General features: G+C 63.9%; 21 protein-coding genes, 1 tRNA gene and 2 pseudogenes. 13 read left to right on the plus strand and 11 right to left on the minus strand.

The window, feature by feature from the left end; all coding sequences use genetic code 11:
* Positions 1–25 precede the first annotated feature (25 nt).
* Entirely contained in the window at positions 26–973 is a 948-nt protein-coding gene (gene rsgA / locus N5B55_RS04010) for a ribosome small subunit-dependent GTPase A (RefSeq protein ID WP_304539213.1), read from the minus strand.
* On the minus strand, positions 970–2238 hold the full coding sequence (locus N5B55_RS04015; protein WP_304539214.1) for a M48 family metallopeptidase: 1269 nt from the start codon (positions 2236–2238) through the stop codon (positions 970–972). The genes rsgA and N5B55_RS04015 overlap by 4 nt, the downstream gene beginning before the upstream one ends.
* 76 nt (positions 2239–2314) lie before the next feature.
* Between N5B55_RS04015 and orn the strand changes: the two genes are divergently transcribed.
* Entirely contained in the window at positions 2315–2962 is a 648-nt protein-coding gene (gene orn, locus N5B55_RS04020) for an oligoribonuclease (protein ID WP_009238621.1), read from the plus strand.
* Between the two features lie 3 nt (positions 2963–2965).
* Here the strand turns inward: orn and mog are convergent, their stop codons facing one another.
* Positions 2966–3613: a molybdopterin adenylyltransferase gene (gene mog, locus N5B55_RS04025; protein WP_304539215.1), complete on the minus strand. Its 648-nt coding sequence runs from the start codon at positions 3611–3613 to the stop codon at positions 2966–2968.
* On the minus strand, positions 3610–4227 hold the full coding sequence (gene yjgA / locus N5B55_RS04030) for a ribosome biogenesis factor YjgA (RefSeq protein ID WP_301540019.1): 618 nt from the start codon (positions 4225–4227) through the stop codon (positions 3610–3612). The genes mog and yjgA overlap by 4 nt, the downstream gene beginning before the upstream one ends.
* Before the next feature lie 94 nt (positions 4228–4321).
* On the opposite strand from yjgA, the gene pmbA reads away from it, so the two are divergent.
* Positions 4322–5695 (plus strand): metalloprotease PmbA, encoded by a 1374-nt coding sequence (gene pmbA / locus N5B55_RS04035; protein ID WP_154208179.1) that lies wholly within the window; start codon positions 4322–4324, stop codon positions 5693–5695.
* Positions 5696–5759: 64 nt separating this feature from the next.
* Here pmbA and N5B55_RS04040 read toward each other — a convergent pair whose 3' ends face one another.
* Both N5B55_RS04040 and N5B55_RS04045 read right to left on the minus strand, forming a co-directional pair.
* Positions 5760–6263, minus strand: coding sequence for a dihydrofolate reductase (locus N5B55_RS04040; RefSeq protein ID WP_004629118.1), 504 nt, complete (start codon positions 6261–6263; stop codon positions 5760–5762).
* A 4-nt stretch (positions 6264–6267) separates the two neighbouring features.
* A complete protein-coding gene (locus N5B55_RS04045; protein ID WP_065857292.1) occupies positions 6268–7062 on the minus strand; it encodes a thymidylate synthase in 795 nt (264 codons plus the stop codon).
* 212 nt (positions 7063–7274) lie between these two features.
* On the opposite strand from N5B55_RS04045, the gene N5B55_RS04050 reads away from it, so the two are divergent.
* Entirely contained in the window at positions 7275–8276 is a 1002-nt protein-coding gene (locus N5B55_RS04050; protein WP_304539216.1) for a threonine dehydratase, read from the plus strand.
* Here the strand turns inward: N5B55_RS04050 and N5B55_RS04055 are convergent.
* Complete coding sequence (locus N5B55_RS04055) at positions 8273–8965, minus strand: TerC family protein (protein ID WP_154208175.1); 693 nt, start codon at positions 8963–8965, stop codon at positions 8273–8275. The genes N5B55_RS04050 and N5B55_RS04055 overlap by 4 nt on opposite strands.
* 516 nt (positions 8966–9481) lie before the next feature.
* Between N5B55_RS04055 and egtD the strand changes: the two genes are divergently transcribed.
* Together egtD and N5B55_RS04065 are read left to right on the plus strand one after the other, a co-directional pair.
* Positions 9482–10528, plus strand: coding sequence for an L-histidine N(alpha)-methyltransferase (gene egtD / locus N5B55_RS04060; protein ID WP_304539756.1), 1047 nt, complete (start codon positions 9482–9484; stop codon positions 10526–10528).
* A gap of 67 nt (positions 10529–10595) precedes the next feature.
* On the plus strand, positions 10596–11894 hold the full coding sequence (locus N5B55_RS04065; RefSeq protein WP_304539217.1) for an ergothioneine biosynthesis protein EgtB: 1299 nt from the start codon (positions 10596–10598) through the stop codon (positions 11892–11894).
* Between the two features lie 143 nt (positions 11895–12037).
* Here the strand turns inward: N5B55_RS04065 and N5B55_RS04070 are convergent, their stop codons facing one another.
* Positions 12038–13912, minus strand: coding sequence for a DEAD/DEAH box helicase (locus N5B55_RS04070; protein WP_154207217.1), 1875 nt, complete (start codon positions 13910–13912; stop codon positions 12038–12040).
* 494 nt (positions 13913–14406) lie between these two features.
* Between N5B55_RS04070 and N5B55_RS04075 the strand changes: the two genes are divergently transcribed.
* The gene (locus N5B55_RS04075) at positions 14407–14595 is read left to right on the plus strand and encodes a hypothetical protein (protein ID WP_024973145.1); all 189 of its coding nucleotides are present in this window, start codon (positions 14407–14409) and stop codon (positions 14593–14595) included.
* Positions 14596–14707: 112 nt separating this feature from the next.
* Here the strand turns inward: N5B55_RS04075 and N5B55_RS04080 are convergent.
* Positions 14708–14782, minus strand: a tRNA-Arg gene (locus N5B55_RS04080).
* A gap of 311 nt (positions 14783–15093) precedes the next feature.
* Here N5B55_RS04080 and N5B55_RS04085 point away from each other — a divergent pair.
* Complete coding sequence (locus tag N5B55_RS04085; RefSeq protein WP_119440473.1) at positions 15094–15309, plus strand: hypothetical protein; 216 nt, start codon at positions 15094–15096, stop codon at positions 15307–15309.
* A gap of 80 nt (positions 15310–15389) precedes the next feature.
* Here the strand turns inward: N5B55_RS04085 and N5B55_RS04090 are convergent, their stop codons facing one another.
* Both N5B55_RS04090 and N5B55_RS04095 read right to left on the minus strand, forming a co-directional pair.
* On the minus strand, positions 15390–16301 hold the full coding sequence (locus N5B55_RS04090; protein ID WP_304539218.1) for an amino acid ABC transporter substrate-binding protein: 912 nt from the start codon (positions 16299–16301) through the stop codon (positions 15390–15392).
* Between the two features lie 470 nt (positions 16302–16771).
* The gene (locus N5B55_RS04095) at positions 16772–16978 is read right to left on the minus strand and encodes a hypothetical protein (RefSeq protein WP_065857951.1); all 207 of its coding nucleotides are present in this window, start codon (positions 16976–16978) and stop codon (positions 16772–16774) included.
* A 173-nt stretch (positions 16979–17151) separates the two neighbouring features.
* Here N5B55_RS04095 and N5B55_RS25350 point away from each other — a divergent pair.
* The 6 genes and pseudogenes from N5B55_RS25350 to parC form a co-directional block, all read left to right on the plus strand.
* Positions 17152–17985, plus strand: a pseudogene (locus tag N5B55_RS25350) (ABC-F family ATP-binding cassette domain-containing protein); the annotation flags it as partial.
* Positions 17986–18186: 201 nt separating this feature from the next.
* A pseudogene (locus tag N5B55_RS25355) lies at positions 18187–18498 on the plus strand (ATP-binding cassette domain-containing protein); the annotation flags it as partial.
* A gap of 303 nt (positions 18499–18801) precedes the next feature.
* A complete protein-coding gene (locus N5B55_RS25360) occupies positions 18802–19062 on the plus strand; it encodes a hypothetical protein (RefSeq protein WP_437440163.1) in 261 nt (86 codons plus the stop codon).
* Positions 19063–19234: 172 nt separating this feature from the next.
* Positions 19235–21220, plus strand: coding sequence for a DNA topoisomerase IV subunit B (locus N5B55_RS04105; protein ID WP_178959805.1), 1986 nt, complete (start codon positions 19235–19237; stop codon positions 21218–21220).
* Positions 21221–21236: 16 nt separating this feature from the next.
* Complete coding sequence (locus N5B55_RS04110) at positions 21237–22127, plus strand: lytic transglycosylase domain-containing protein (protein WP_304539220.1); 891 nt, start codon at positions 21237–21239, stop codon at positions 22125–22127.
* 49 nt (positions 22128–22176) lie between these two features.
* Entirely contained in the window at positions 22177–24519 is a 2343-nt protein-coding gene (gene parC / locus N5B55_RS04115; RefSeq protein ID WP_304539221.1) for a DNA topoisomerase IV subunit A, read from the plus strand.
* Positions 24520–24521 lie beyond the last annotated feature (2 nt).

Here is a 24521-nt window from a genome sequence, read left to right on the forward strand (position 1 = left end):
CCTCCACGAGCGTATGACGAAGCCGTTACCAGGGCTTCTGCTGTTCCGATTCGTGCAGCAATTGCGCGTAAAGCTGGTGACGGCGTGGATCGATCTTGCCCTCGGCCATCGCACCCAGAATGCCACAGCCGGGTTCCTGCAGGTGCCGGCAGTTATAAAAGCGGCACTCGGTCAGGCGCGGGCGGAACTCCGGGAAGGCGCGTTCCAGCATTCCTTCGCTGAGGTGATGCAAGCCGAATTCCTGGAAGCCCGGCGAGTCGATCAGCACGCCGCCCTGGCCCCATTCAGCGGGTAGGTGATAGAGCCGCGTGAAGGTGGTCGTGTGCTTGCCGGAATCCAGCTTTTCAGAGATCTCGCGCGTTTGCGCATCCACGCCCGGAATCAGCAGATTCAACAGCGAGGACTTGCCCATGCCCGATTGCCCGATCAGGATTGAAGCGCGCCCGGCTACGTGCGGTTCGAGCGCGGTATGCGCGGCTTCTGGCGCGCCGTGCACGGTCAGTTCCACGATGGTGTAGCCCAGGTCCCGATAGAGCGCCAGGCGTGAGCGAGCCGTCTCCAGTCGCGCGGTCAGGTCGATCTTGTTCAGCAGGATCAGCGGGGTGATGCCGAGGGATTCTGCGGCGACGAGCGCGCGGCCGAGCAGGTCTTCCGAAAAACTCGGCTCGGTGCCGAGCATGATGACGACCTGATCCAGATTTGCGGCCAGCACCTTCGATTTGAACTGATCGGAGCGATAGAGCAGGTTGCGGCGCTCGTCCACACGCACCACCACGCCCTGGTCGACGGCGGTGGTTTCAAAGACCACGCGATCGCCGACAGCGCATTCGCTGCGTTTGCCGCGCGGGAAGCATTGCAGGAAACCGCCGCCTTCGCGCTCTACGAGGTAATGGCGCCCGTGTGCCGCGATGACGAGCCCGTGCTCGCCGGAGGCGGCCTGCTTATGGGCGCGGCCCGGTTTGCCGCGCGTCATGCCGTGCGGGCCTGCACAAGGCGCTCCACGCGCTGCGATGCAGTCGGGTGCGAATAGTAGAACGTCGAATAGACCGGATCCGGGGTAAGCGTCGACGCATTGTCCTGGAACAGCTTGACCAGCGCCGAGACAAGTTGATTGGCGTCGGCGTGCTCGGCGGCGAAGGCGTCTGCTTCGTACTCGTCCTTGCGCGACGACAGGCTCGCCAGCGGCGAGACGAAGAACGTGAACACCGGCAGCACCAGGAAAAACAGCATCAGTGCCAGCGCATGGTTGTCGGAGAACAGGTTCGGAGCGACGCCAAGGCCCAGGTAAAACCACGTGCGCGTCATCAACCAGCCGAGCAGAGCCAGAGCGCCAAGGCTCAGCACGAACGTGACGGCGATCCGCTTGGTGATGTGGTGGCGCTTGAAATGGCCCAGCTCATGCGCCAGCACGGCTTCCATTTCGGAGGGGTTCAGGCGCGCGAGCAGCGTGTCGAAGAAGACGATGCGCTTGGTTGCGCCAAAGCCGCTGAAGTAGGCGTTGCCGTGGGCGCTGCGGCGGCTGCCGTCCATCACGAACAGGCCCTTGCTGGCGAAGCCGCAACGCTGGAGCAGGCTTTCAATGCGCGAGCGCATTTCCTCGTCCTGCAGCGGAGTGAACTTGTTGTAGAGCGGTGCGATGACGTTCGGGTAGATCGCCTGGACAAACAGCATGAAAGCCATCCACACGATCCAGGTGTACAGCCACCAGTACGCGCCCATCTTGTCCATCAGCCAGAGCACTGCCAGCAGCAGCGGCAGACCCAGCACGGTACCAATGGCCAGGCCCTTGAGGTTGTCGGCCAGCCAAAGCTTGAACGTCATGCGGTTGAAGCCGAAACGCTCCTCGACCACGAACTGCCCATACAGCGAAAACGGCAATTCGATCACACTGCTGATCGCGATGACCGACGCGATCAGAGCCACCCCATATGCGTAACCGGGGCCAAAAACGCCCAGCCACGCCTGGTTGATCCAGTTCAGGCCGCCGAGCAGCGTCAGGGCGATCAGCAGGGCCGCCTGGACCGGTACTTCCAGCATCGCCAGGCGCGTGCGGGCGATGGTGTAGTCGGCAGCCTTGCGGTGCATGTCCAGTGTGATCGATGCGGCAAACTGCGCGGGCACGGCATCGCGGTGACGCGCGACGTGACGGACTTGCCGCGCGGCCAGCCACAGGCGCGTGGCGGACATCAAGACAAGGGCGATCAGGAAGACAACGCTAAAGACGGTCGGGGCGGGCATGTGGGGAAACACCTATCAGATATGCGAAAATTATAGCCTTCAGTCATTTTCTCAAGGCCCTTGAGTGAGCACCCCAGTGAGTACCCCTGTTTCCCCGTCCGCCGGTTCTCCGTCGACCCCGAACCGCGTTGCAGCCAAGAGCGACAACAACCTGATCTGGCTCGACATGGAGATGACCGGCCTGAGCCCCGAGAACGACCGCATTATCGAAGTGGCCGTGGTGGTGACGGATTCAGAGCTGAACATCCTGGCTGAAGGCCCCGTGCTGGTGATCCATCAATCCGACGAGCTGCTCGACGGCATGGACGCTTGGAACAAGGGCACGCACGGCCGTTCAGGCCTGATCGACAAGGTCAAGGCATCGACCACGACCGAAGCGGAAGCGGAAGCGGAGCTCCTGGCATTCCTTAGGAAGTGGGTGCCGAAGAGCAAGTCGCCGATGTGCGGCAACTCCATCTGCCAGGATCGCCGCTTCATGGCGCGCTACATGCCCAAGTTGGAGGAGTACTTCCATTACCGCAACTTGGACGTCTCCACGCTCAAGGAGCTCTGCAAGCGCTGGCAGCCGGCCATTGCGAAGGGCTTCACGAAGCACCAACGGCACACGGCGTTCGCCGACATCATCGAATCGATCGAAGAACTGCGTTATTACCGCGAGCACTTCATCCGTGATGTGCCGCAAACGCCCGACGCTGAAGCGCTGGCGTCTTCGGTCGCCCCGTAACCATTAAACCTGCAGCGGCTTTGCGCGCACAGCGTGCTTCGGCCGCCAGGCCTTCACCACGCTGTCCTGCGTCTCGATATACGGGCCGCCGATCAGGTCGATGCAGTACGGTACCGCCGCAAAGATGCCCGGCACCGTTGCGCGGCCCTCCACATCCTTCAGGCCTTCCAGTGTTTCCTTGATGGCGCGAGGCTGGCCGGGCAGGTTGATGATCAGCGCGGCCCGTGACGGCGTTTCGCGGATCACCGCCACCTGGCGCGACAAGATCGCCGTCGGAACGAAATGCAGGCTGATCTGGCGCATCTGCTCGCCAAATCCCGGCATTTCCTTGGTGGCGACGGCCAGCGTGGCCTCGGGCGTCACATCGCGGCGCGTCGGGCCGGTGCCGCCCGTGGTGAGCACCAGATCGCAGCCGGCATGGTCGACCAGGTCGATCAGCGTTTCGGCGATTGTCGCCTGGTCGTCCGGAATCAGGCGCTCCACCCCTTGCCACGGTGAAGACAGCGCGGCGCCAAACCAGTCTCGCAGTGCGGGGATGCCTTCATCCTGATACGTGCCGGCCGAAGCGCGGTCCGAAATCGACACAAAGCCGACGATCAGCTCGTCGGTATGGCGGCGGGTGATCGGCGCGGAGGGGGCAGGGGCGGTCATGCTTCGTCGTCTTCGGCTACGGGTTGATCGGCGTCGTCTTCGTCGCGGTCGTTGGCAGACAGGGCTTGCTTGACCATCTGGAACAGTTCGCGCGACGACTTGGGCGGCTTGGCCAACTGCGCTTCCTTGCGCGCATTGCGCACCAGCGTACGCAGCGCCTGCACGTCGGCGTCCGGGTGCGCTGCAATGAACTCGGTGATGGCGTCGTCGCTGGCGATCAGGCGGTCGCGCCAACGCTCGATGGCATGCAGGCGCGCGGTTTCGGCTTTCGAGGCGCCAACGAAGGTGGCCAGGACGCGGCGAATGGCTTCCACTTCCTCCTCGGTCAGCGCGCGCATCAGCTTGCCGATGTACTGCATCTGGCGGCGCTTGCCTTCATGCGCGGTGGTGCGTTTGGCTTCGCGCAGGGCGTCGACCAGCTTTTCGGGCAGCGGCACCTTGGCGAGTTTGTCCTTGGGCAGCGCCTCCAGGGCGGTGCCCAGGTCTTGCAAGGCGTTGACCTCGCGCTTGCGCTGCGATTTGCTCTTGGGCGTATCCGGATCGTCCTCGTCACCGATGTCGGTGCGCACGACGGGTTGGAGATACGTGGGGTTGTGTCGGGATGCTCGGCTCATGGCGCGCATTGTATCTTGCTATGATGGGCACTTTCGCCGGTTATTGCCCGCTTTTGGCAAAATCGCGGCACCCGTTTCTCCCCCTCCATTGCCTATGTCTCAAACGCTCGATTCCAAGACCGCCCCCGTGTTTGCCTACCGCCGCGAACAGCTCGAGGAGATGGCCACCGATGTGCTGCGCATTGCACGCGAACTTGGCGCCTCCGATGCTGCGACGGAAATCTCCGAAGGTCAGGGCCTGTCGGTCACGGTGCGCAAGGGCGAAGTCGAGACCATTGAGCAGAACCGCGACAAGGTTGTCGGCGTGACGGTCATGCTGGGCAAGAAGCGCGGCAACGCCAGTACGTCGGACTTCTCGCCGGCGGCATTGCGATCCACCGTCGAGGCGGCCTACAACATCGCGCGGTTCACCGCCGACGATGACTGCGCCGGCCTGGCCGAAGAAGAGCTGCTGGAGAAGCACCCGCAAGACCTGCAGCTTTATCACCCGTGGATGATCGACGCCGAAGCCGCCGTGGAGATCGCACGCGCTGCGGAAGCCGCTGCCTTTGCGGTGAGCCCGAAAATCCGCAACAGCGATGGCTCGAGCATCTCGGCGCAGCATTCGCACTTCGTGTTGGCCACGTCGCGCGGTTTCATGGGCGGCTACCCATATTCGCGCCACTTCATTTCGGCCGCGCCGATCGCCGGGTCGGGCGCGCATATGCAGCGCGACGATTGGTACTCGTCGAAGCGCTCGCCGGACGATCTTGCCGCACCGGAGGCGATCGGCAAGTACGCGGCGGAACGCGCGCTGGCACGTCTGGGCGCGCGCCGACTGACCACGCGCAAGTGCCCGGTGTTGTTCGAGGCACCGCTGGCGGCGGGCTTGCTCGGCGCGTTCGTGCAGGCGGTGTCGGGTGGCGCGTTGTACCGCAAGTCGACGTTCCTGCTCGATACGCTGGGCAAGGAAGTCTTCGCGCCGCACGTGCAGATCACGGAAGATCCGCACGTCCTCAATGGCATGGGCAGCGCGCCGTTCGACGAGGAGGGCGTACGGACGCAGCGTCGCGATGTGGTGAAGAACGGCGTCGTGGAGGGCTACTTCCTGTCGACGTATTCCGCGCGCAAGCTCGGTATGCAGACCACCGGTAACGCGGGCGGCTCGCACAATCTGACGCTGTTCTCCGACAAGACGACGCTCCAGGATGACTTTGCCGGCATGCTGCGCCGCATGGGCACGGGCCTGCTGGTGACCGAACTCATGGGTCAGGGCGTGAACTATGTGACGGGCGACTATTCGCGCGGCGCGTCGGGCTATTGGGTGGAGAACGGCGTGATCCAGTATCCGGTGGAAGAGATCACGATCGCGGGCAATCTGGGCGAGATGTTCCGCCAGATCGTCGCCATCGGCGCGGATGCGCTGGTGCGCGGTACGAAGGAAACCGGGTCGATCCTGATCGAACAAATGACGATTGCCGGCGAGTAAATCGTCACACCAGAAATAACAAAACGCGCTCGAAACGGAGCGCGTTTTTTATCGCCTGCCGGAATTATTGCTCGTTCGATGGCGGGCGCTCGTACGTAACGAATGCGTAGTCGAAATCGTTGGGCGCTGCAGCGTGGTGCGTCTCGCGCGAGACTTCATGCCACACCTTGGGGTCGGGCGCGGGAAAGTGCGCATCGCCTTCGAAATCGGCGTCGATTTCGGTCACGATCAGCCGATCTGCGCTCGGCAGGGCGTCCGCGTACAGTTGCGCACCACCGATCAGGAAGATCTGCTCGGCACCTACGCACAGACGCTGCGCGTCTTCCATCGAATACGCGATTTCGCAGCCCGGCAGTTCAAGCTTGGCATTGCGCGTGACGACAATGTTGCGGCGACCAGGCAGCGGGCGGCCGATCGAATCGTACGTCTTGCGGCCCATTACGATGGGCGCGCCCATTGTGGTGCGCTTGAAGTGCGCGAGGTCTTCTGGCAGGCGCCATGGCAGCGTGTTGTTGCGGCCGATCACGCCATTGCGGGCGCGGGCGACGATGAGCGTCAGGATGGTCATACGGTTACACGGCCACCGGCGCTTTGATCGCAGGGTGGCTCTGGTAGCCCAGGATCTCGAAGTCTTCGTACTGGTAGTCGAAGATGCTCTCGGGCTTGCGCTTGATGTGCAGTTTCGGCAGCGGCAGCGGTTCGCGCGCGAGTTGCGTTTCGACCTGTTCAAAGTGGTTGTTGTACAGGTGGCAATCGCCGCCGGTCCAGACGAAATCGCCCACATCGAGGCCGGTCTGCTGCGCAACCATGTGCACGAGCAGCGCATAGCTGGCAATGTTGAACGGCACGCCGAGGAAGATATCGGCGCTGCGCTGGTAAAGCTGGCACGACAGCTTGCCGTCGGCCACATAGAACTGGAAGAACGCATGGCAGGGCGGCAGCTTCATGCGCGGGATGTCCGCCACGTTCCAGGCAGACACGATCAGCCGGCGCGAATCGGGGTTGCGCTTGATCTGGGCGATCAGCTCGGCGATCTGGTCGATATGTTCGCCGTTGGGCGTCGGCCACGAGCGCCATTGGGAGCCGTAGACGGGGCCCAGCTCGCCGTCCGCGTCGGCCCATTCGTCCCAGATCGTCACGCCGTTGTCTTGCAGCCACCGCACGTTGGTCGAGCCCTGGAGGAACCACAGAAGTTCATAGACGATGGACTTGATGTGGACCTTCTTGGTGGTCACCAGCGGAAAGCCGTCCTGCAGGTTGAAACGCATCTGGTGGCCGAACACAGAGCGCGTGCCAGTGCCGGTGCGGTCGGCTTTGTCGGTGCCATGTTCGTAGACATGGCGCATCAGGTCGAGATAGGGCTTCATGCGAGCGCGGGCGAAGAGGCGGTGCGTCTGAAATCGGGTGAGCCGCATTGTAACGTGACAGGCGCGGGGTCGACTGTACCGGCAGTGTCCGGAAACTGGCCCGGTCGAATGGGCGGCACGGCTGGACTGGCAAAACGCGGAATTGTCGATGTTGCCAGACACGCGGGGCGGGCAAGATGGCGCGATCGCTTCAACTGTCAGCTGGAGAAGTCATGTCGCTCACTGCTACCTCTGCGTCGCTGGACCGGGCCGCCGAATTGCGCCATCTGCGCGCGGCGGCGGGCGTGGTCCATGCCGTGGTTTCGCCGACTCCGCAATACTGCTGGCCGTTGCTCTCGCAAGCCATGGGCGCAGCGGTGTGGGTGAAGCATGAAAACCACACCGAAGTGGGCGCGTTCAAGCTTCGGGGCGGGCTGACCTATCTGCATGTCCTACGCCAACGCGAGCCCCAGGTGCGCGGTGTGATCGGCGCGACGCGTGGCAACCATGGACAGTCGATTGCGTTGGCGGCGCGCCGGAACGGTCTCGCCGTCACCATCGTCGTGCCGCACGGCAATAGCGTGGAGAAGAACGCCGCCATGCGCGCACTCGGGGCCGAGCTGCTTGAAGCGGGCGAGGACTTTCAGGCGAGCCGCGAGGTGGCCGATCAGTTGGCCGCTGAACGCGGCTTGCACTTTGTGCCCTCGTACCACGACGATCTGGTTGTCGGGGTGGCGAGCTACTGGCTGGAGTTCTTTGAAGCCACGCCGTTGGATGTGGTCTACGTGCCGATCGGCATGGGTTCGGGTATTTGCGCGGCGGTACGGGCGCGCGATGCGCTGGCGCTGTCGACGCGCATTGTGGGCGTCGTGTCGGCGCATGCCCGATGCTATGAGCAGTCGCTCAAAAGCGGTACCGTGGTGTCGGCGCCGGTCTCGACGCTGCTGGCCGACGGGCTGGCGTGCCGCACGCCTGATGCGAAGGCGCTTGAGGTCATCCGCGCTGGCGTCGACGAGGTCATTGCGGTGACGGATGACGAAGTAGCGGAGGCCATTCGCCTGTATTTCTCCACCACCCACAACGTGGCCGAGGGCGCTGCCGCCGCGGCCCTGGCGGGTGCATGGCAGCAGCGCGAACAGATCGCCGGCCAGCGCATCGGTCTGCCGCTGACCGGCGGCAACATCGATCGCGCAAAGCTGGCGCGCGTGCTTGCCGGTCAGCCGATCCTGCCTTAGGCAGGTTGTTGGCGGCGACGTTGCACCAGCCAACCGCCGCCCAGCACGATCAGGAACACCACCACATACACGGCCCACTTAAGTGGCGGCTGCGAAGCAAAGAACGCCTTGAGCACCGGTTCGGCCACGATCATGTGCGCCGCCGTATAAGCCAGCACCGCAGCGCCGCCATAGATGATGATCGGGAAGCGCTCGATCAGCCGCAGTACCACGCCGCTGCCCCACACCACGACCGGCACGCTGATCAGCAGGCCCAATACCACCAGAAGGAAGCTGCCGTGGGATGCCCCGGCAATGGCGAGCACGTTGTCGATGCCCATGACCGCATCTGCAATGATGATGGTCTTCATCGCGCCCATCAGCGTGGTGCTGCCTGCGCCGTGTTCATCGCCGCCCTGGCCGTCGTCAGCCAGAAGCTTCCATGCGATCCACACCAGCGCCAAGCCACCGACGAGCATCAGGCCTGGAATCTTCAGCAGCCACACCACCGCCAGCGTCATCAAGGCGCGTACCACGATGGCGCCCGCGGCGCCCCACATGATGGCTTTCTTCTGCAACTCGGGGGGCAGGTTGCGCGCAGCCAGCGCGATGAGGATGGCGTTATCGCCCGCAAGCACAAGGTCGATCACGATGATCGATGCCAGCGCGGCAGCAAACTGCATGGTGAAAATGTCAGACAACCATTCCATGGTGGCTCCAGGTCAAACAACAATAAAAATCGGTTGACCGAACTGCATGGAGTGCTGGGGCGAGACGCTTTGCAGACCATGAAATCCGGTTGCAAAGGTCTTGCTCGACACGGGCAGGTTGGGAACCTGCCGATGCCGGCACGACCGGAAGCGTGCGCTTCGTCATGACGATCGTGCCTGGGGCTGAAGAACCCCCGAGCTACTCCCCTTTGAGGAAGGTCGCATTGTATCGCAGCGGACCGATTGTGCGGTGCAAAAACGCAACATCGGCATGGTGGTGCGCCGTGCGCGGTTTTTTCAGCGCTGCGGGTGATTTTTACGATGGGCGCGATGGCGCGTTGTGACAGCCTCCGGCGAAAGAACGGTGGCGCTGTCACAAAGCGGCGTCTACGCTGCAATTTCATCCGCGCGCAATTGACCTGCGGTGATGGCTTCGGCGCGATGGCACATTTCTCGCTGTCGATGGCCTTCATGACCATGCAGCACCACGCCGTTCCACCCACAACGGGAGACACCATGCAGGCCACCAAGCCGTCCGCCGATGCCTATGCCCGCCGCGCGCTGGCTCGACTGATCCAGCCGCAGCCCACGGTCGACGCCGTTGGCGCAGGCTTGACCTTCTACCAACTCTTTACGGAAGACGACGCTGCGCTGCGCGCCGAGGCAGAAGCCGGCCTGCTGGCACCCGCGGCCAGCATCAGCCCGAAGTTTTTCTACGATGCCCTCGGTTCGCGTCTGTTCGAGGCGATTACCGATCTACCCGAGTACTACCCGACGCGCACCGAAGCCGCCATTTTCACCTTGCATGCGGCTGAGATCGCACTGCGCGTGGGACGTGGCGCCACGTTAATCGACCTGGGCGCCGGCAACTGCGAGAAGGCCGCACGTCTGTTCCGCACGCTGGCGCCGTCGCGGTATGTGGCGATCGATATCTCGGCGGAGTTTCTGCGCGACACGCTGCGCGGGCTTGCACGTCAGCATCCGCAATTGCCGATGGTCGGCATTGGCGCCGATCTGTGTGCGCCGCTGGTGCTGCCCGATGCCGTCGGCGACGGACGCCGCGTGTGGTTTTACCCCGGTTCGAGCCTGGGCAACTTCACGCCGGAAGAAGCGGGCGCATTTCTGTCGCGCTTGCACGAAGCTTCGGCCCCCGGCGACAGTGTTCTGATCGGCATCGACCTCATCAAAGACGCCCAACGGCTGGAAGCCGCTTACGATGATCCGCTCGGTGTGACGGCAGCTTTCAACCTGAACGTGCTGCGCAATCTGAATCGCCTTCTGGGTACGAATTTCGACGTGCGGGATTGGCGCCATGTTGCGCTGTACCGCGCAGAGGCGCACCGCGTTGAGATGCATCTCGAAGCGCGTCGCGATGTCACGGTGCGGTGGGGCAAGCACGCGCGGGCCTTCGCGGCGGGTGAACGCATGCACACCGAGAACTCGGTCAAGTACGACCTGCCCAGCCTGCAAACGATGTTTGCCGATGCCGGCTTCGAAGACCTGCATGCCTGGACCGACGCCAGCGGCGACTTTGCCGTCTGCCACGCGAGCGTGGCCCGGTAGGCGGGGCGGCAGAACGCCAGGCAGGCCGGTGCGATAATGGACCGATTCCCGCCCGAGGTGTGCCGCGATGGCTGAATTCTTCATGCTCCCTGATCCGACGTTCATCGGATCGCTTCCCGACTGGACCGACGGCCGTCGCCTGCCGCGTCAGGGCATTGCGCACAGCCTGGTCGACGCGCGCAATCGCACGCTGGCTTTGTTGTCGGCGTTCGGCGATACGCAGCGCGGCTGGCAGATTGAACGCGTCGAGCATCACGCCCCGCCGCTCTGGACCCTGGGGCAACTGGCCTGGTTCGCCGAGTTCTGGTGCCTGCGCGAACCGCGTCGCAATGGCAGCGACACCATCGAAGACGGCGCGGGTACCGAATGGGAATTGGCCCGTTGGCAGGCGACGCAACCTGCCGCCCTTGACGGTGCCGATACGTTTTTCGACATGGATCGCATGCCGCCGGAGGCGTGCTGGGAGCTGACGCTGCCCGGCATTGCAACGATCAAGCAGTACGCTCATGACGTGCTCGACCGCGTGCTGCGCAAGCTCGCCACGCTCGGCACCGACGACGATGCGGCACTTGAACCGTTCCGCTGGGCGGTATTCCACGAAGACCTGCGCGCCGAACATCTGCACGGCCTGCTGCAGATATTGCGCCTGCAACCCGCTGGACAGCCGCCGCTGGCCGCTGTGGCCGTGCCGGCGACGCAGACCTTGTCGTTGCCGGGTGGTCGCTTCCAGATGGGCTGGCCCGACGCCGATGGCTTCTTCTTCGACAACGAATGTCCGCCGTACCCCACCTATGTGCCCGCGTTCGAAATCGATGCCCAGCCCGTCACGAATGGCCAATACCTCGAGTTCATCGAGGACCGTGGTTACGACCATCCACAGTGGTGGTCGCCGGCCGGCATGGAGTGGCTGATGATGCAGGAGCGTTCTGCGCCCTTGGGCTGGCAGCGCGATCCTGCCACCCGTACCTGGCAGGCGCTGCGCTATGGTCAGGCGCGCACGATCAACAGAGATGAAGCCGTGCGCCATGTGAGCCTGTACGAAGCCCAGGCGTGGTGCCGCTGGGCTGGCCGCCGCCTACCGACGGAAGACGAATGGGAAATGGCCGCGGTGCAGGGTCGCGCCGGCTTCCATTGGGGGCAGGTGTGGGAGTGGACGTCGTCGCCGTTCGAGCCGTACCCGGATTTTGTGCCGGGCATGCCGCGCGGCCGTGTGGCGAGCCTGTCGGCGCCGCACTTCCAAACGATGCAGGCAGTGCGGGGTGCGGCCGCACATACGCCACAGCGCGCGCGCCATCCGCGTTTTCGGGGCTTCCTGCTGCCGGAGCGCGACGACATCTTTGTCGGCTTCCGAACCTGTGCGCTTTGACGGAAGCGTTTTGGGCAGGGCCGGCAAGTCGAACTGCAACGGACCGGCGCTGCCCAAGAAGCAAAAAAAACCCCACGCTGTTAGACGTGGGGTTTTTTGTTGGCTGCTGCTCAGACCATCCGGAGGAGATGGCCCTTCATCGATCAACGATCGAAGTCGCGCGAGCGGCCCTTGCTGCCGTAGCTGTCGCGGTTGCCGTCGCGATTGCCATAGCTGCGACGCTGCGCGCCGTTGCCAGCGTCGCCGAAGCGGCTGCCGCCATTGTTGTCGCCAAAGCGACGCGGGGCGCCTTCACGGTTGCCGTAGCTCTCACGGTTGCCGTCACGATTGCCATAACCGCCACCGTTGCCGCCATTGCTGTTGCCGTAGCCACGGTTGCCGTCTTGCGTGCCTTGGGTACGCGCGGGGCGCTGTTGCCAGTCACCACGGTTTTGCTGGCCTTGGCCGTACGACTGACGCGGAGCGCGGTCGTCGCGGTTCCATTCGCGTTGGCCACCTTGGTAGCCGCCGCCGTTACCGTTGTGATCGTCGCGGCGCGGAGCAAAGCCTTCGCGGTCGCCGCCGAAGCTGCGCTGGAAGCGGCCTTCGCTGTTGCCGCCATTGCCACCTTGGCGTGCACCGTAGCCTTCGCGCTGGCCACGATAACCGCCACCATTGCCACCGTTTCCACGGTAGCCGCCACGGTCGCCGCCGGCACGCGGGCCGCCGGTACGCGGTTTGGGCGAACGCTTCGGCTCCAGGCCTTCCACCACGGAGGCGTCGATGCGGCGATCAACGAAGCGCTCGATGCGACGCCATTGGAACGTGTCGTTGTGGTTCACCAGGTTGATGGCGATACCGCTGCGGCCGGCACGGCCCGTACGGCCGATGCGGTGCACGTAGTCTTCCGCTTGCTTGGGCAGGTCGAAGTTGACCACGTGCGTGATGTCCGGCACGTCGATCCCGCGCGCTGCCACGTCGGTGGCCACCAGCACGCGCAACTGGCCGCGGCGCAGTGCCGTCAGCGTGCGGTTGCGCGCGCCCTGGTGCATGTCGCCATGCAAGGCGCCGGCGGAGAAGCCGTGCTCGGTCAGGCGTTCGGCCAGCGAATCGGCATCACGCTTGGTCGCCGTGAAGACGATGGCTTGCTTGAGCGATGCATCGCGCAGCAGGTGATCCAGCAGCTGCTGCTTGTGCGACATGTCGTCGGTGAAGTGCAGGCGCTCTTCGATGTTGCTCTGGTCGACCTTGGCAGCGGCGATTTCGATGCGCTGCGGCTCGCGCATCATGCGCTCGGCCAGTTGCTCGATGCGGCGGTCCATGGTGGCCGAGAACATCAGCATCTGGCGCGTGGCCGGCGTTGCGCCGACGATGGCTTCGATGTCATCCGAGAAGCCCATGTCCAGCATGCGGTCCGCTTCGTCAAAGACGAGCATGTCGAGTGCCGACAGGTCGATGCGGCCCGAGTCGATGTGGTCGAGCAGGCGGCCCGGCGTGGCGATGATGATGTCCGGCATGCGTGCCAGCATGTCGAGCTGCTTCGGGTAGGGCATGCCGCCCAGGATGCTCGCGCAGACGATACGGCGCAGATGGCGGCCGTATTGTGCGGTGGCGGTGGTCACTTGCAGGGCCAGTTCACGCGTGGGCGTCAGCACCAGCAGCGACGGCTTGGCCGGCGCCGGGCGAGGGCGACGGCCCTTCATGCGTTGCGGCGGGCCGTCCATGCGCGGACGCTGCGGCTCAGGCTGCTCGCTGATGCGCTGGATGGCCGGCAGGATGAACGCGGCGGTCTTGCCCGAGCCGGTCTGGCTCGTGACCAGCAGGTCGCGGCCCGACAGGCAGGCCGGAATGGCTTGCGCCTGCACCGGCGTGGGTGTGGTGTAGTTCACTTCGCCCAGCGCGCGGACGATGCGGTCGTCCAGGCCCAGCGCAGCAAAGGCGCTGGCACGGGTCGCGGCTTCGGCGATAAGGTTTTCGGTATTGGTATTGATGGTTTCAGCGTGCGCAATGGCGCCGCTGCCGTCTTGAGGCTGCGTCATGTCGAATAGGTAGTAAGGCTGCCGCGCCGCTACATCAACGGATGCAGGCGACGGAAATGGGATACGGCGACCGGTTAATCACGGGCGTCGGCGCCAATCGGATAAGGCCGGTTCGACAGACGGGCTGCAGAACGGACAGGCGGGGGAGTTGGCCGACCTCAAGCTGAACAGGTCAGCGAGGTGGGGCGGCGGTCCCTTCGGCGTGATGTGAATCCACGCGGGAGATCGGAGACGATGCCAAGCACAATGGCAATCGGCTGCGCATGCTTGCAACGGGCGGGGGTTCGGACGATGCGCGCTGGTTTGGAACCAGCACATCGGCCAATCGCGGACCGAAAAATACGGCAGTAAGCAGCCAAGCCACGGACTATAGCACGGATTTTTGCAGTGCGCAAAAATTCCGCTGGCGCCGCGTCTTGCAGCGCCGACGCTTGCCGGATCGAACGTGCGGCCTATACTCAAGACACCGGTCACGTTCGGCCGGAAAGGGGCGGATGATGGAATTCCCGATGGCCTTCTCCAACCTATATCTGTTGCTCGCCGTTTGCGTTGCGGGCGTCATTGGGCTGGCGTCTGCGCCACTGGTGATCCGAGGCGCGCGAGTAGGGGTTCGCGTGCTGCTGACGATCATTGGGGTGTTGATTGGCCTGCTCTTGCTCGAAGCGCTGCCGGTGCTGACCTAGATGGCCCGGGGCCATCCGCAGCCATAGGCCCGCCCGCGTGTGGCGGGCCTCGTCGTTTTGTGCGGACCAAAAATCAAAAGCCAGGCGCGCTGCCTGGCTTTGTCGTATCTGCTGGTCCCGCCGACAGGAATCGAACCTGTATCTCACGCTTAGGAGGCGCGTGCACTATCCATTGTGCTACGGCGAGAAACCGACCCCCGGGTGACGCGAACGGCCGCCCGAGCGAGCCGCGATTCTACGCAATTTGCGGAACCAAAACCAGACAACCCCGAGGAGGGGCGACGCTTGGGCAGCCATTACCGACGCCATATGAAACGATGATGACGGCATGGTTTTTGTAGGTTGCCGCCCACAGTTCGAGCGTTCTCGTGATGAAGCAAACGCTAAATCGAACGAACGATCGGTCAAAGAATCAGATTTAAGTATTACGAACTTTCCACGATTGTTCACGGAAGTTATGCTTCATCACCCCTTTTCAGAAACCCCTAGGCGACCAACATGCTGACATCCGAAGAACGGGACGATCCGTGGACGGTGGAGCCGTCGCTGGAAAGTCTGCTCCCCAAGCATCGGCCCGGGTCGATCGATCGGCCGATCTACTTCCGTCATACCGATACGCCCGACGGCCACGTCATCAAGCAATTTCCTGACGGCTCGCGCCAGCTCGTGCGTTTTGTCGGCCTGGAAGAGCAGGTCGTCAAACACTTCCTTTAAAGCCCATCTTTGTTTGTGTCGCTCACAAACAAAAACGCCGCCGTGCATGACGGCGGCGCTGATGGTGCGCGCTGATCCGTTTAATCAGCGACCTTGTCGCTCGGATATTTGAAAGAGTCGCGCAGCAAAAAGCTCATCGGGATATCCAGCTTGGCATTGTGCGGCGGAATCGGCTGCTGGAACCACTTCTTGTAGAGCTTCTCGGCGTCGTAGTCGAGGATGATGTTGGTCATCGCGCGATCCACGAGGCGTTTGAACTCGGGATCGTCCTTGCTCAGCATGATCGCGTAGGGTTCAACCGTCAGCATGTCGCCGACCACGGCATAGTCGCTTGGCGTCTTGGTATTTGCTCGGAAGCCGTAGAGCAGCACGTCGTCCATGGCAAAGGCGTCCGCCTTGCCGGTTTCGACCATCGCAAAAGATTCAGCGTGGTCCTTGGCTTCCAGGAACGTCATGTTCAGGACGCGCACATCGTTCATCTTGCGCAGTTCAGCCACGCTGGTGGTCCCCTTTGTGGTGACGACGGTCTTGCCGCGCAGGTCGTCCCACTTGCGGATGCCCGACGAAGTCTTGACGAGCATGCGGATGCCCGCGATGTAGTGCGGGATCGTGAAGGCCACTTTCTCCCGGCGCTCGCGGTTGTTCGTGGTCGAACCACATTCGAGATCCGCTTTGCCTTCGATGATGGCCGGCATCCGGGTGGAAGGCGTGACCATCACATATTGGACTTTCAGGTCCGGCCGCTTGAGATCAGTGCGCAGCTTGTCGACCACGCGCAGGCACAGGTCCATGGCATAGCCGATGGGCTTTTTGTCGGCGTCGTAGAACGAGAATGGCACGGAGCTTTCGCGATAGGCGACGCGGATGGCGCCGGTATCGCGGATGCGGTCAAGTACGTGCGTCGACGAGGCTTGGGCACTGCCCGGAACAAAACTGGAGAGCGAAGCGAAGAGCAGCGCTGCAGCGGGCAGCGCGCGCGTGAAGAACGGCATGGTTGTATCCCCCGGGAAGAATCGGCAGCCCACGTTATCGTTATGCCCGGCTCGTGACCGGAGGGCCTGCCGCATGATACGGCGCAGCGCTGCAACCTGCAGGCCTGTGCCTTTTTGGTGTTGTAAGCAGGCTGCATCAGTGGATTCGGGTTTCTAAAAGCGGCGGCAGCGCGTGTTTTTCAGTGGTGCGCCGCGCACATGGTATGTGCGTAGCGCACTGTCCGCGCGATTCGGCCGGTGCAGCAAACTTGCCCGCGGTGCATGCTTGACGCCGCATGCGCTGCTGCGGTGCGAAGCCGCACCGGGCTTGGTGTTACGCGTTTTTCCCTACCGGGTTTGTCCCGACTGCCCGAGACTGGCGAGGGGCGCTATGCTGCGCGCATGTCTTGTTCGCAAGGCATCGAGGAGAGACTCTTCCGGCCCGCCGAAAGCGGGCCGTTTTCTTTGGCGCCTGCGCGTTCGAGCTTTGCTCAGTTCTGATTCGGTAGCACGTTGCCGGGCTGAGACGCCTGCCGCGGCCAGTTCGAAAACGCGAAAATCCATAGCGCCACCAGGTTCGCCACTGGCACCAGCACAAGCAGGGTCCACCACGGTGAGAAGCCGGTCCGCAGCAAGATCTGCCGCACCGGAATGCCTGCCACGATCAAGATGATCAACAGCCCGAAAAGTCCGCGCATCGTCATTCCCCTTTCGTAACGGTATGGATGGCGCGGCCGGAAAAAGCGAGTCCGGCGGCACAAGCGTTATAGCACTGGCAATCGCAAGCGCAATGCTGCCGATGGGCGACGCGCGGGGCGACTACAATACGCGCCTTCCGGCCGTACGCCGCCCGCACCTTTTTCACTCCAGCATGGCCCTGTTTTCCATTACCGATGCGCAACTGGCGTTCGGCCACGTGGCGCTGCTCGACCACACCGATTTCTCGCTGGAAGCCGGCGAGCGCGTTGGCCTGATCGGCCGCAACGGCACCGGCAAGTCGTCGCTGCTCAAGATCGTGGCGGGGACGACCTCGCCCGATGACGGCCTGATCGCCCGCCAGAGCGGCGTGACCTCGGCCTATGTGCCGCAAGAGCCCGAATTCGACCCCGAGCAGACCGTGGCCGAAGCCGTGGCGATGGGGGTGCCGCATGCCGCCGGCCTGCTGGCTGAATACGAGGCGCTGATCGCGTCGATGGGCGATACGCACAATGATGAGGCGATGCACAAGCTGCAGGCGCTGCAATCTCAGTTGGAAGCGGCAGATGCCTGGCAACTGCGTACGCGCGTGGAAACGACCATCGCCCAGTTGGGCCTGCAGCCCGGCGCGCGTATCGGTTCGCTGTCGGGCGGCCTGACCAAGCGTGTGGCGCTTGCGCAGGCGCTGGTGGGCGCGCCCGACATCCTGCTGCTGGACGAGCCGACCAACCACCTCGACTACGACTCCATCCGCTGGCTCGAGGATTTGCTGCTGGCCTTCCGCGGCAGCGTCTTGTTCATCACGCACGATCGCGCGTTTCTCGACCGCGTGGCCACACGCATCATCGAACTCGATCGCGGCAAGCTGCGCTCGTACCCCGGCAACTTCACGGCGTATCAGACGCGCAAGGCGCAGGAGCTGGACGCCGAAGCGTTGGAAAACGCCCGCTTCGACAAGCTGCTCGCGCAGGAAGAAGTGTGGATCCGCAAGGGTGTGGAAGCGCGGCGCACACGCAGCGTCGGCCGCGTGGCGCGGCTTGAACAGATGCGTGTGGAGCGCCAGGCGCGCCGCGAGGTGCAGGGCAACGTCAAGCTTGAGGTATCCCAGGGCGATCGCTCCGGCAAGATCGTCGCCGAGTTGATCGACGTGACCAAGCGCTATGGCGACAAGACCGTTGTCGACAACTTCACCGCCACCATCATGCGCGGGGACAAGGTCGGCATTCTCGGCGCCAACGGCGTCGGCAAGACCACGCTGCTGAAGTTGATTCTCGGCGAACTCGCACCCGATTCGGGCACGGTGCGCAACGGCACCAACCTGCAGGTTGCCTATTTCGACCAGATGCGCGCGCAGCTCGACTTGAACCGGTCGCTCGCCGACACCATCAGCCCCGGCAGCGACTGGATCGAAGTCAATGGTCAGCGCAAGCACGTGATGAGCTATCTGGGCGACTTCCTCTTCCCGCCCGAGCGTGCCCGCTCGCCGGTGGCTTCGCTATCAGGCGGCGAGCGCAACCGGCTGCTGCTGGCGCGCCTGTTTGCCCGTCCGGCCAACGTGCTGGTGCTCGACGAGCCGACCAACGACTTGGACATCGACACGCTCGAACTGCTGGAAGAACTGCTGCAGGAATACAGCGGGACGGTATTCCTGGTCTCGCACGATCGCGCGTTCGTCGACAACGTCGTCACTTCGGTGATTGCGGCAGAGGGCGAAGGCCGGTGGCGCGAATACGTGGGCGGGTTCTCGGATTGGCAGATGCAATCGGCACGCTCGGCGCAGATGGCCCAAGCCGCCAAGCCGGCAGCCGAAGAGAAGAAGCCCGAGATGGCCAAGCCGCGCGAGCGTGCCACGGTCAAGCTCAGCTACAAAGAGCAGCGCGAACTCGACGCGCTGCCCGCCACCATCGAGGCGTTGGAGGCCGAGCAGAAGCAGGTCGGCGGCGAACTGGAGGACGGCTCGATCTACGGCCGCGACCCGGAGCGCGCGCAAAAGCTGGCCGAGCGCCACGAGGCCATCGAACTGGAGCTGCTGGAGGCGCTGGAACGTTGGGAAGCCCTCGAAGCCAAGCGCGCCGGCACGGTGTGACGCTGCATTAGCCACGCAATATGTCAGCGGGATGTCGAGCGAATGTGAGTTTCGGCTCGCATCCCGGCGCTGACGATCCCTCCGCATTGTCGAGGACAGCTTCCTTTACAATGCGCGCTGCATTCCCGGTGCTTGGGGACAGACCCAAGCCTGGTCAGTTTTTCCGCCTTCCATGAGCAAAACCTCCCAATACAGCGAATCGTCGATCAAGGTCCTCAAGGGCCTCGAACCGGTCAAGCAACGGCCGGGCATGTACACGCGCACCGACAATCCCCTGCACATCGTGCAGGAAGTCATCGACAACTCCGCTGACGAGGCGTTGGGCGGCTACGGCAAGCTGATTGCCGTGACGCTGCACAAGGACGGCAGCGTGAGCGTGGAAGACGATGCGCGCGGCATTCCCGTCGGCATCCACCCCGAAGAGGGCGTGCCGGTGGTCGAGATCGTCTACACGCGTCTGCACGCCGGCGGCAAGTTCGACAAGGGCCGAGGCGGCGCATATGCGTTCTCCGGCGGCCTGCACGGCGTTGGCGTGTCGGTCACGAACGCGCTGTCGACGCGGTTGGAAGTGACGGTCTGGCGTGACGGCAATGTGTCGACGCTCGCATTCTCGGGCGGCGACGTGATTGAACCGCTGACCACCCGCAAGGCCGAACGCGGCGAGAAGAAGAGCGGCACACGCGTGCGTGCGTGGCCGGACGCCAAGTATTTCGATTCCGACAACATCCCGCTTGCCGAGCTGCAACGCTTGCTGCGCAGCAAGGCCGTGCTGCTGCCGGGCGTGAAGGTCACCCTTACGTTGGAAAAAACCGGCGAGACGCTCGAATGGCAATACGACCAGGGCCTGCGCGGCTATCTGGTCGAATCGCTTGCGCAGGGCAGCGGCGCCGAGCCGGTGATCCCGCTGTTCGAAGGCGAACACTTTGCCGACCCAGACAAGCCCGGCGAAGAAGGTTTTGCCTTCGGCGAAGGCGCCTCGTGGGTGGTGGCCTGGACAGAAGAAGGCTCCCCGGTGCGCGAGTCATACGTGAACCTGATCCCGACGCCTGCTGGCGGCACGCATGAATCCGGTTTGCGCGAAGGGTTGTTCCAGGCTGTGAAGAGCTTTGTCGAGATGCATGCGCTGCTGCCCAAGGGCGTCAAGCTAATGTCCGAAGACGTCTTTGCGCGTGCTTCGTTCGTGCTCTCGGCCAAGGTGCTCGACCCGCAGTTTCAAGGCCAGATCAAGGAACGCCTGAACAGCCGCGATGCGGTGCGGCTGGTGTCCACCTTCAGCCGCCCGGCGCTGGAGCTGTGGCTGAACCAGCACGTCGACCACGGCAAGAAACTGGCCGAACTCGTCATCAAGCAGGCGCAGGCGCGTACACGTGCCGCGCAGAAGGTCGAGAAGAAGAAGGGCTCCGGCGTGGCCGTGTTGCCCGGCAAGCTGACCGATTGCGAATCCGACGACGTCACCCGCAACGAACTCTTTCTGGTGGAAGGCGACTCCGCCGGTGGCTCGGCCAAGATGGGCCGCGACAAGGAATTCCAGGCCATCCTGCCGTTGCGCGGCAAGGTGCTGAACACCTGGGAGACCGAGCGCGACCGCCTGTTCGCCAACAACGAAGTGCACGACATTGCTGTCGCCATCGGTGTGGACCCGCACGGTCCGAACGATACGGTCGACCTGTCGGGCCTGCGCTACGGCAAGATCTGCATCCTGTCCGATGCTGACGTGGACGGGGCGCACATCCAGGTGCTGCTGCTCACGTTGTTCTTCAAGCACTTTCCGCAACTGATCGATCGGGGGCACGTGTGCGTGGCCCGTCCGCCGCTGTATCGTGTCGATGCCCCGGCCCGCGGCAAGAAGCCTGCGCAGAAGCTCTACGCGCTGGACGATGGCGAGTTGGAGGCCATTGAAGACAAGCTGCGTAAGGACGGCGTGAAAGAAGGCGCCTGGCAGATCTCCCGCTTCAAGGGCCTGGGCGAAATGAGCGCCGAGCAGCTCTGGGAAACCACCATGAACCCCGACACGCGCCGTCTGCTGCCCGTGGCGCTGGGCGAACTGGGCCAAGACCAGACCATCAACATGATGAACATGCTGATGGGCAAGGGCGAAGCCGGCGCGCGCCGCACGTGGCTGGAAGCGCGCGGCAACGAAGTCGAAGCCGATATCTGATCGCAAACCGACAACGATGAAGCTTTTCGTACGTTTCGCATTCGCATTAACGGCGCTGGCCTTGTTGGCCAGCCAGCCGGTGCGCGCGGACGTCTACGGCTACATCGATGAAAACGGTCTGGCGCACTTCGCTGCCGAACGGCTGGACGATCGCTACGTGCTGTTCATGAAGGGCGCGGCGGTGGCGGGCAAGGGCGACGACAAGGCCAAGGACGATAGCGCCATCGCCCTGCCGGCAACTGAGCTGCCCGATGCCGATGCCTATCTCAACGCCAGCAAGCGCGATGCACTCGACAATGCCGCCGGTATGCGCCAGCGCCTGGTGCGCGCGGTGCTGCAGCACCCGAACGTGCCGACGGTGGAACCGCTGATCCGCCAGGCCGCGACCAAGCACGGCATCGACCCCGCGTTAGTGAAGGCCGTGATTGCCGCTGAATCGGGTTTCAATCCGCAGGCCGTGTCGCCCAAGGGAGCAATCGGGCTGATGCAGGTGATTCCGGACACCGGCGCGCGCTACGGCGTGACCGGCGACGCCCGCCGCACGGCCGCGCAGAAACTGGCCGACCCGAAGACCAACATCACCACCGGCGTGCGTTACCTGAGCGATCTGCTGCGCATGTTCTCAGGCAACCTTGAGCTTGTGCTGGCCGCCTACAACGCGGGCGAAGGCGCGGTGCAGAAGCACGGCAACGACATTCCGCCCTACGCCGAGACACAGAACTACGTAAAGACGGTGCTGCAGTTCTATCGCTACTACAACCCGGTCGCCGCCGTGCCCGGGTTGATGAACGCGAGCGGCAACGGCGTCATCGCCACACGCAAGCCAGGCCGCACGGGCCGGCCCGCACGCATCGAACTCGTATTGGACCCCGCCACCGGCGTGGCCACGAACCTCCCCCAACATTGATCCCGGCGGCGCCGCCACGTTGAAGCGCGCCGCTTTTGCTTGAGCCTCCATGGAACAACAAGACATCCTCTTCGACCCCAGCGAGCCGGCCGAAGCGCTCACGCTTGGCGCCTATGCCGAGCGTGCCTACCTCGACTACGCCATCAGCGTGGTCAAGGGCCGTGCGCTGCCCGAAGTGGCCGATGGCCAGAAGCCGGTGCAGCGCCGCATCCTGTTCGCGATGCACGAGATGGGCCTGCGCTCCGATGCCAAGCCCGTCAAATCGGCGCGCGTGGTCGGCGACGTGCTCGGCAAATTCCACCCGCATGGCGATCAATCCGCCTACGACGCACTGGTGCGCCTGGCGCAGGATTTCTCGCTGCGTTACCCGCTGATCGACGGGCAGGGCAACTTCGGCTCGCGCGACGGCGACGGTGCGGCGGCGATGCGCTATACCGAAGCGCGCCTCACGCCCATTTCGCGTCTGCTGCTCGAAGAGCTGGACCAGGGCACCGTCGATTTCATCCCGAACTACGACGGCTCGATGGAAGAGCCAAAGCTGCTGCCGGCGCGCTTGCCGTTCGTGCTGCTCAACGGCGCATCGGGCATTGCGGTCGGGATGGCCACGGAGATCCCGTCGCACAATTTGCGCGAAGTGGCGGCCGCCACCGTGGCGCTCATCCGCGACGACAAGCTCACCAGCACCGACCTGATGCAGTACATGCCGGGCCCGGACTTCCCGGGTGGCGGTCAGATCATTTCGTCGGCGGCGGACATTGCGCAGGTGTACGAGAGTGGTCGCGGCAGCCTGAAGGTGCGCGCGCGCTGGAAGATCGAAGAACTCGCACGCGGCCAGTGGCAACTCGTAGTGAACGAATTGCCGCCCAACACCTCGTCGCAGAAGGTGTTGGAAGAAATTGAAGAGCTGACGAACCCGAAGGTGCGCACGGGCAAGAAGTCGCTGTCGCCGGATCAGCTCACCATGAAGCAGACCATGCTGGGTCTGCTCGATGCCGTGCGCGACGAGTCGGGCAAGGACGCGCCGGTGCGCCTTGTGTTCGAACCCAAGAGCAAGAACATCGATCAGCAGGAATTTGCCAACGCGCTGCTCGCCCATACGTCGCTGGAGTCGGGCGCGGCCATCAACCTGGTGATGATCGGCACGGACGGGCGGCCTCGGCAGAAGGGCCTGGCCGAGATCCTGCGCGAGTGGATCACGTACCGCTTCGCCACGGTCACGCGCCGCACGCGCCATCGTCTGGGCAAGGTGGAAGACCGCATCCACATCCTCGAAGGCCGGCAACTGGTACTGCTGCGCATCGAGGACGTGATCCGCATCATCCGTGAGAGCGAGGAACCCAAGGCTGCGCTGATCCAGGTCTTCAACCTGAGCGACCGCCAGGCCGAAGACATTCTGGAAATCCGCCTGCGTCAGCTTGCTCGCCTGGAAGCGATCAAGATCGAGCAGGAGCTGAAGAACCTGCGCGAAGAGCAGGGCGAGCTGGACGTGCTGCTGAAGTCCGAGACCATGATGCGCCGTCGCATCATCAAGGAGATCGAGACCGACGCGAAGCAATACGGCGACGACCGCCGCACTCTCATCCAGGAAGAGCGCCGTGCCGCCGCCGAGGTGAAGATCGTCGATGAACCCGTCACGGTGATTGTTTCGCAGAAGGGCTGGGTACGCACGCGCCAGGGCCATGGCCACGACGCCACGCAATTCACCTTCAAGGCAGGCGACACGCTGTACGACACGTTTGAATGCCGGACCACCGATGCGCTGTTGATCTTCGGCACGCGCGACGACAAGGGCACGGGCCGGGTCTATTCCGTGGCCGTGGCCAACCTGCCGGGCGGCCGTGGCGATGGCGTGCCGCTGACGACGCTGATCGAACTCGCGCCGGGCACGCATATCGCCCACACGTTCGCGGGTCACGCCGAACAGAGTCTGGTGATTTCCACGCGCGGCGGCAACGGCTTCCTGGCCAAGGTGGGTGACATGGTCGGCCGCCAGAAGGCTGGCAAGGCGTTCCTGACGCTGGATGAGGGCGATCAGCCCAACAAGCCGGCGCCGGTGCCGGCTGACGCCTATGGCGTGGCCTGCCTGTCCGAAGGCGGCCGCTTGCTGTTGTTCCAGATCAGCGAGTTGAAGACGCTCGCAAGCGGCGGCCGTGGCGTGATCCTGATGGAGCTGGAGAAGAACGAAGCGCTGCTCCAGGCGGTGGCCTTTGGTGCAGCGGGCTTTGTGCTCTCGGGCACCGGCCCACGCGGCGGCAAGGCGGTCGAGCAGACCATGACGACCCGCGCGCAGGAGCCGTACGCCGGCAAGCGCGCGCGCAAGGGTAAGACGCTCGAGCCCAAGCTGCGCGATCCGAAGCTCTCGTTGCCCAAGCCCGCCCCGGACGCCGCCTGAGC

The organism is Ralstonia pickettii (genome assembly GCF_030582395.1).
Taxonomy (GTDB): Bacteria; Pseudomonadota; Gammaproteobacteria; order Burkholderiales; family Burkholderiaceae; genus Ralstonia; species Ralstonia pickettii_D.

Excerpts from the sequence above, each read along its gene's own strand:
- N5B55_RS04105 (WP_178959805.1), top strand. The coding sequence starts at position 19,235 with ATGAGCAAAACCTCCCAATACAGCGAATCGTCGATCAAGGTCCTCAAG.
- N5B55_RS04055 (WP_154208175.1), bottom strand. The coding sequence starts at position 8,965 with ATGGAATGGTTGTCTGACATTTTCACCATGCAGTTTGCTGCCGCGCTG.
- pmbA (WP_154208179.1), top strand. The coding sequence starts at position 4,322 with ATGTCTCAAACGCTCGATTCCAAGACCGCCCCCGTGTTTGCCTACCGC.
- N5B55_RS04090 (WP_304539218.1), bottom strand. The coding sequence starts at position 16,301 with ATGCCGTTCTTCACGCGCGCGCTGCCCGCTGCAGCGCTGCTCTTCGCT.
- mog (WP_304539215.1), bottom strand. The coding sequence starts at position 3,613 with ATGACCGCCCCTGCCCCCTCCGCGCCGATCACCCGCCGCCATACCGAC.
- N5B55_RS04050 (WP_304539216.1), top strand. The coding sequence starts at position 7,275 with ATGTCGCTCACTGCTACCTCTGCGTCGCTGGACCGGGCCGCCGAATTG.
- N5B55_RS04075 (WP_024973145.1), top strand. The coding sequence starts at position 14,407 with ATGATGGAATTCCCGATGGCCTTCTCCAACCTATATCTGTTGCTCGCC.
- N5B55_RS04085 (WP_119440473.1), top strand. The coding sequence starts at position 15,094 with ATGCTGACATCCGAAGAACGGGACGATCCGTGGACGGTGGAGCCGTCG.
- yjgA (WP_301540019.1), bottom strand. The coding sequence starts at position 4,227 with ATGAGCCGAGCATCCCGACACAACCCCACGTATCTCCAACCCGTCGTG.
- parC (WP_304539221.1), top strand. The coding sequence starts at position 22,177 with ATGGAACAACAAGACATCCTCTTCGACCCCAGCGAGCCGGCCGAAGCG.
- N5B55_RS04110 (WP_304539220.1), top strand. The coding sequence starts at position 21,237 with ATGAAGCTTTTCGTACGTTTCGCATTCGCATTAACGGCGCTGGCCTTG.
- N5B55_RS04015 (WP_304539214.1), bottom strand. The coding sequence starts at position 2,238 with ATGCCCGCCCCGACCGTCTTTAGCGTTGTCTTCCTGATCGCCCTTGTC.
- N5B55_RS04070 (WP_154207217.1), bottom strand. The coding sequence starts at position 13,912 with ATGACGCAGCCTCAAGACGGCAGCGGCGCCATTGCGCACGCTGAAACC.
- N5B55_RS04040 (WP_004629118.1), bottom strand. The coding sequence starts at position 6,263 with ATGACCATCCTGACGCTCATCGTCGCCCGCGCCCGCAATGGCGTGATC.
- egtD (WP_304539756.1), top strand. The coding sequence starts at position 9,482 with ATGCAGGCCACCAAGCCGTCCGCCGATGCCTATGCCCGCCGCGCGCTG.
- N5B55_RS25360 (WP_437440163.1), top strand. The coding sequence starts at position 18,802 with ATGGCCAAGCCGCGCGAGCGTGCCACGGTCAAGCTCAGCTACAAAGAG.
- N5B55_RS04065 (WP_304539217.1), top strand. The coding sequence starts at position 10,596 with ATGGCTGAATTCTTCATGCTCCCTGATCCGACGTTCATCGGATCGCTT.
- N5B55_RS04095 (WP_065857951.1), bottom strand. The coding sequence starts at position 16,978 with ATGCGCGGACTTTTCGGGCTGTTGATCATCTTGATCGTGGCAGGCATT.
- rsgA (WP_304539213.1), bottom strand. The coding sequence starts at position 973 with ATGACGCGCGGCAAACCGGGCCGCGCCCATAAGCAGGCCGCCTCCGGC.
- N5B55_RS04045 (WP_065857292.1), bottom strand. The coding sequence starts at position 7,062 with ATGAAGCCCTATCTCGACCTGATGCGCCATGTCTACGAACATGGCACC.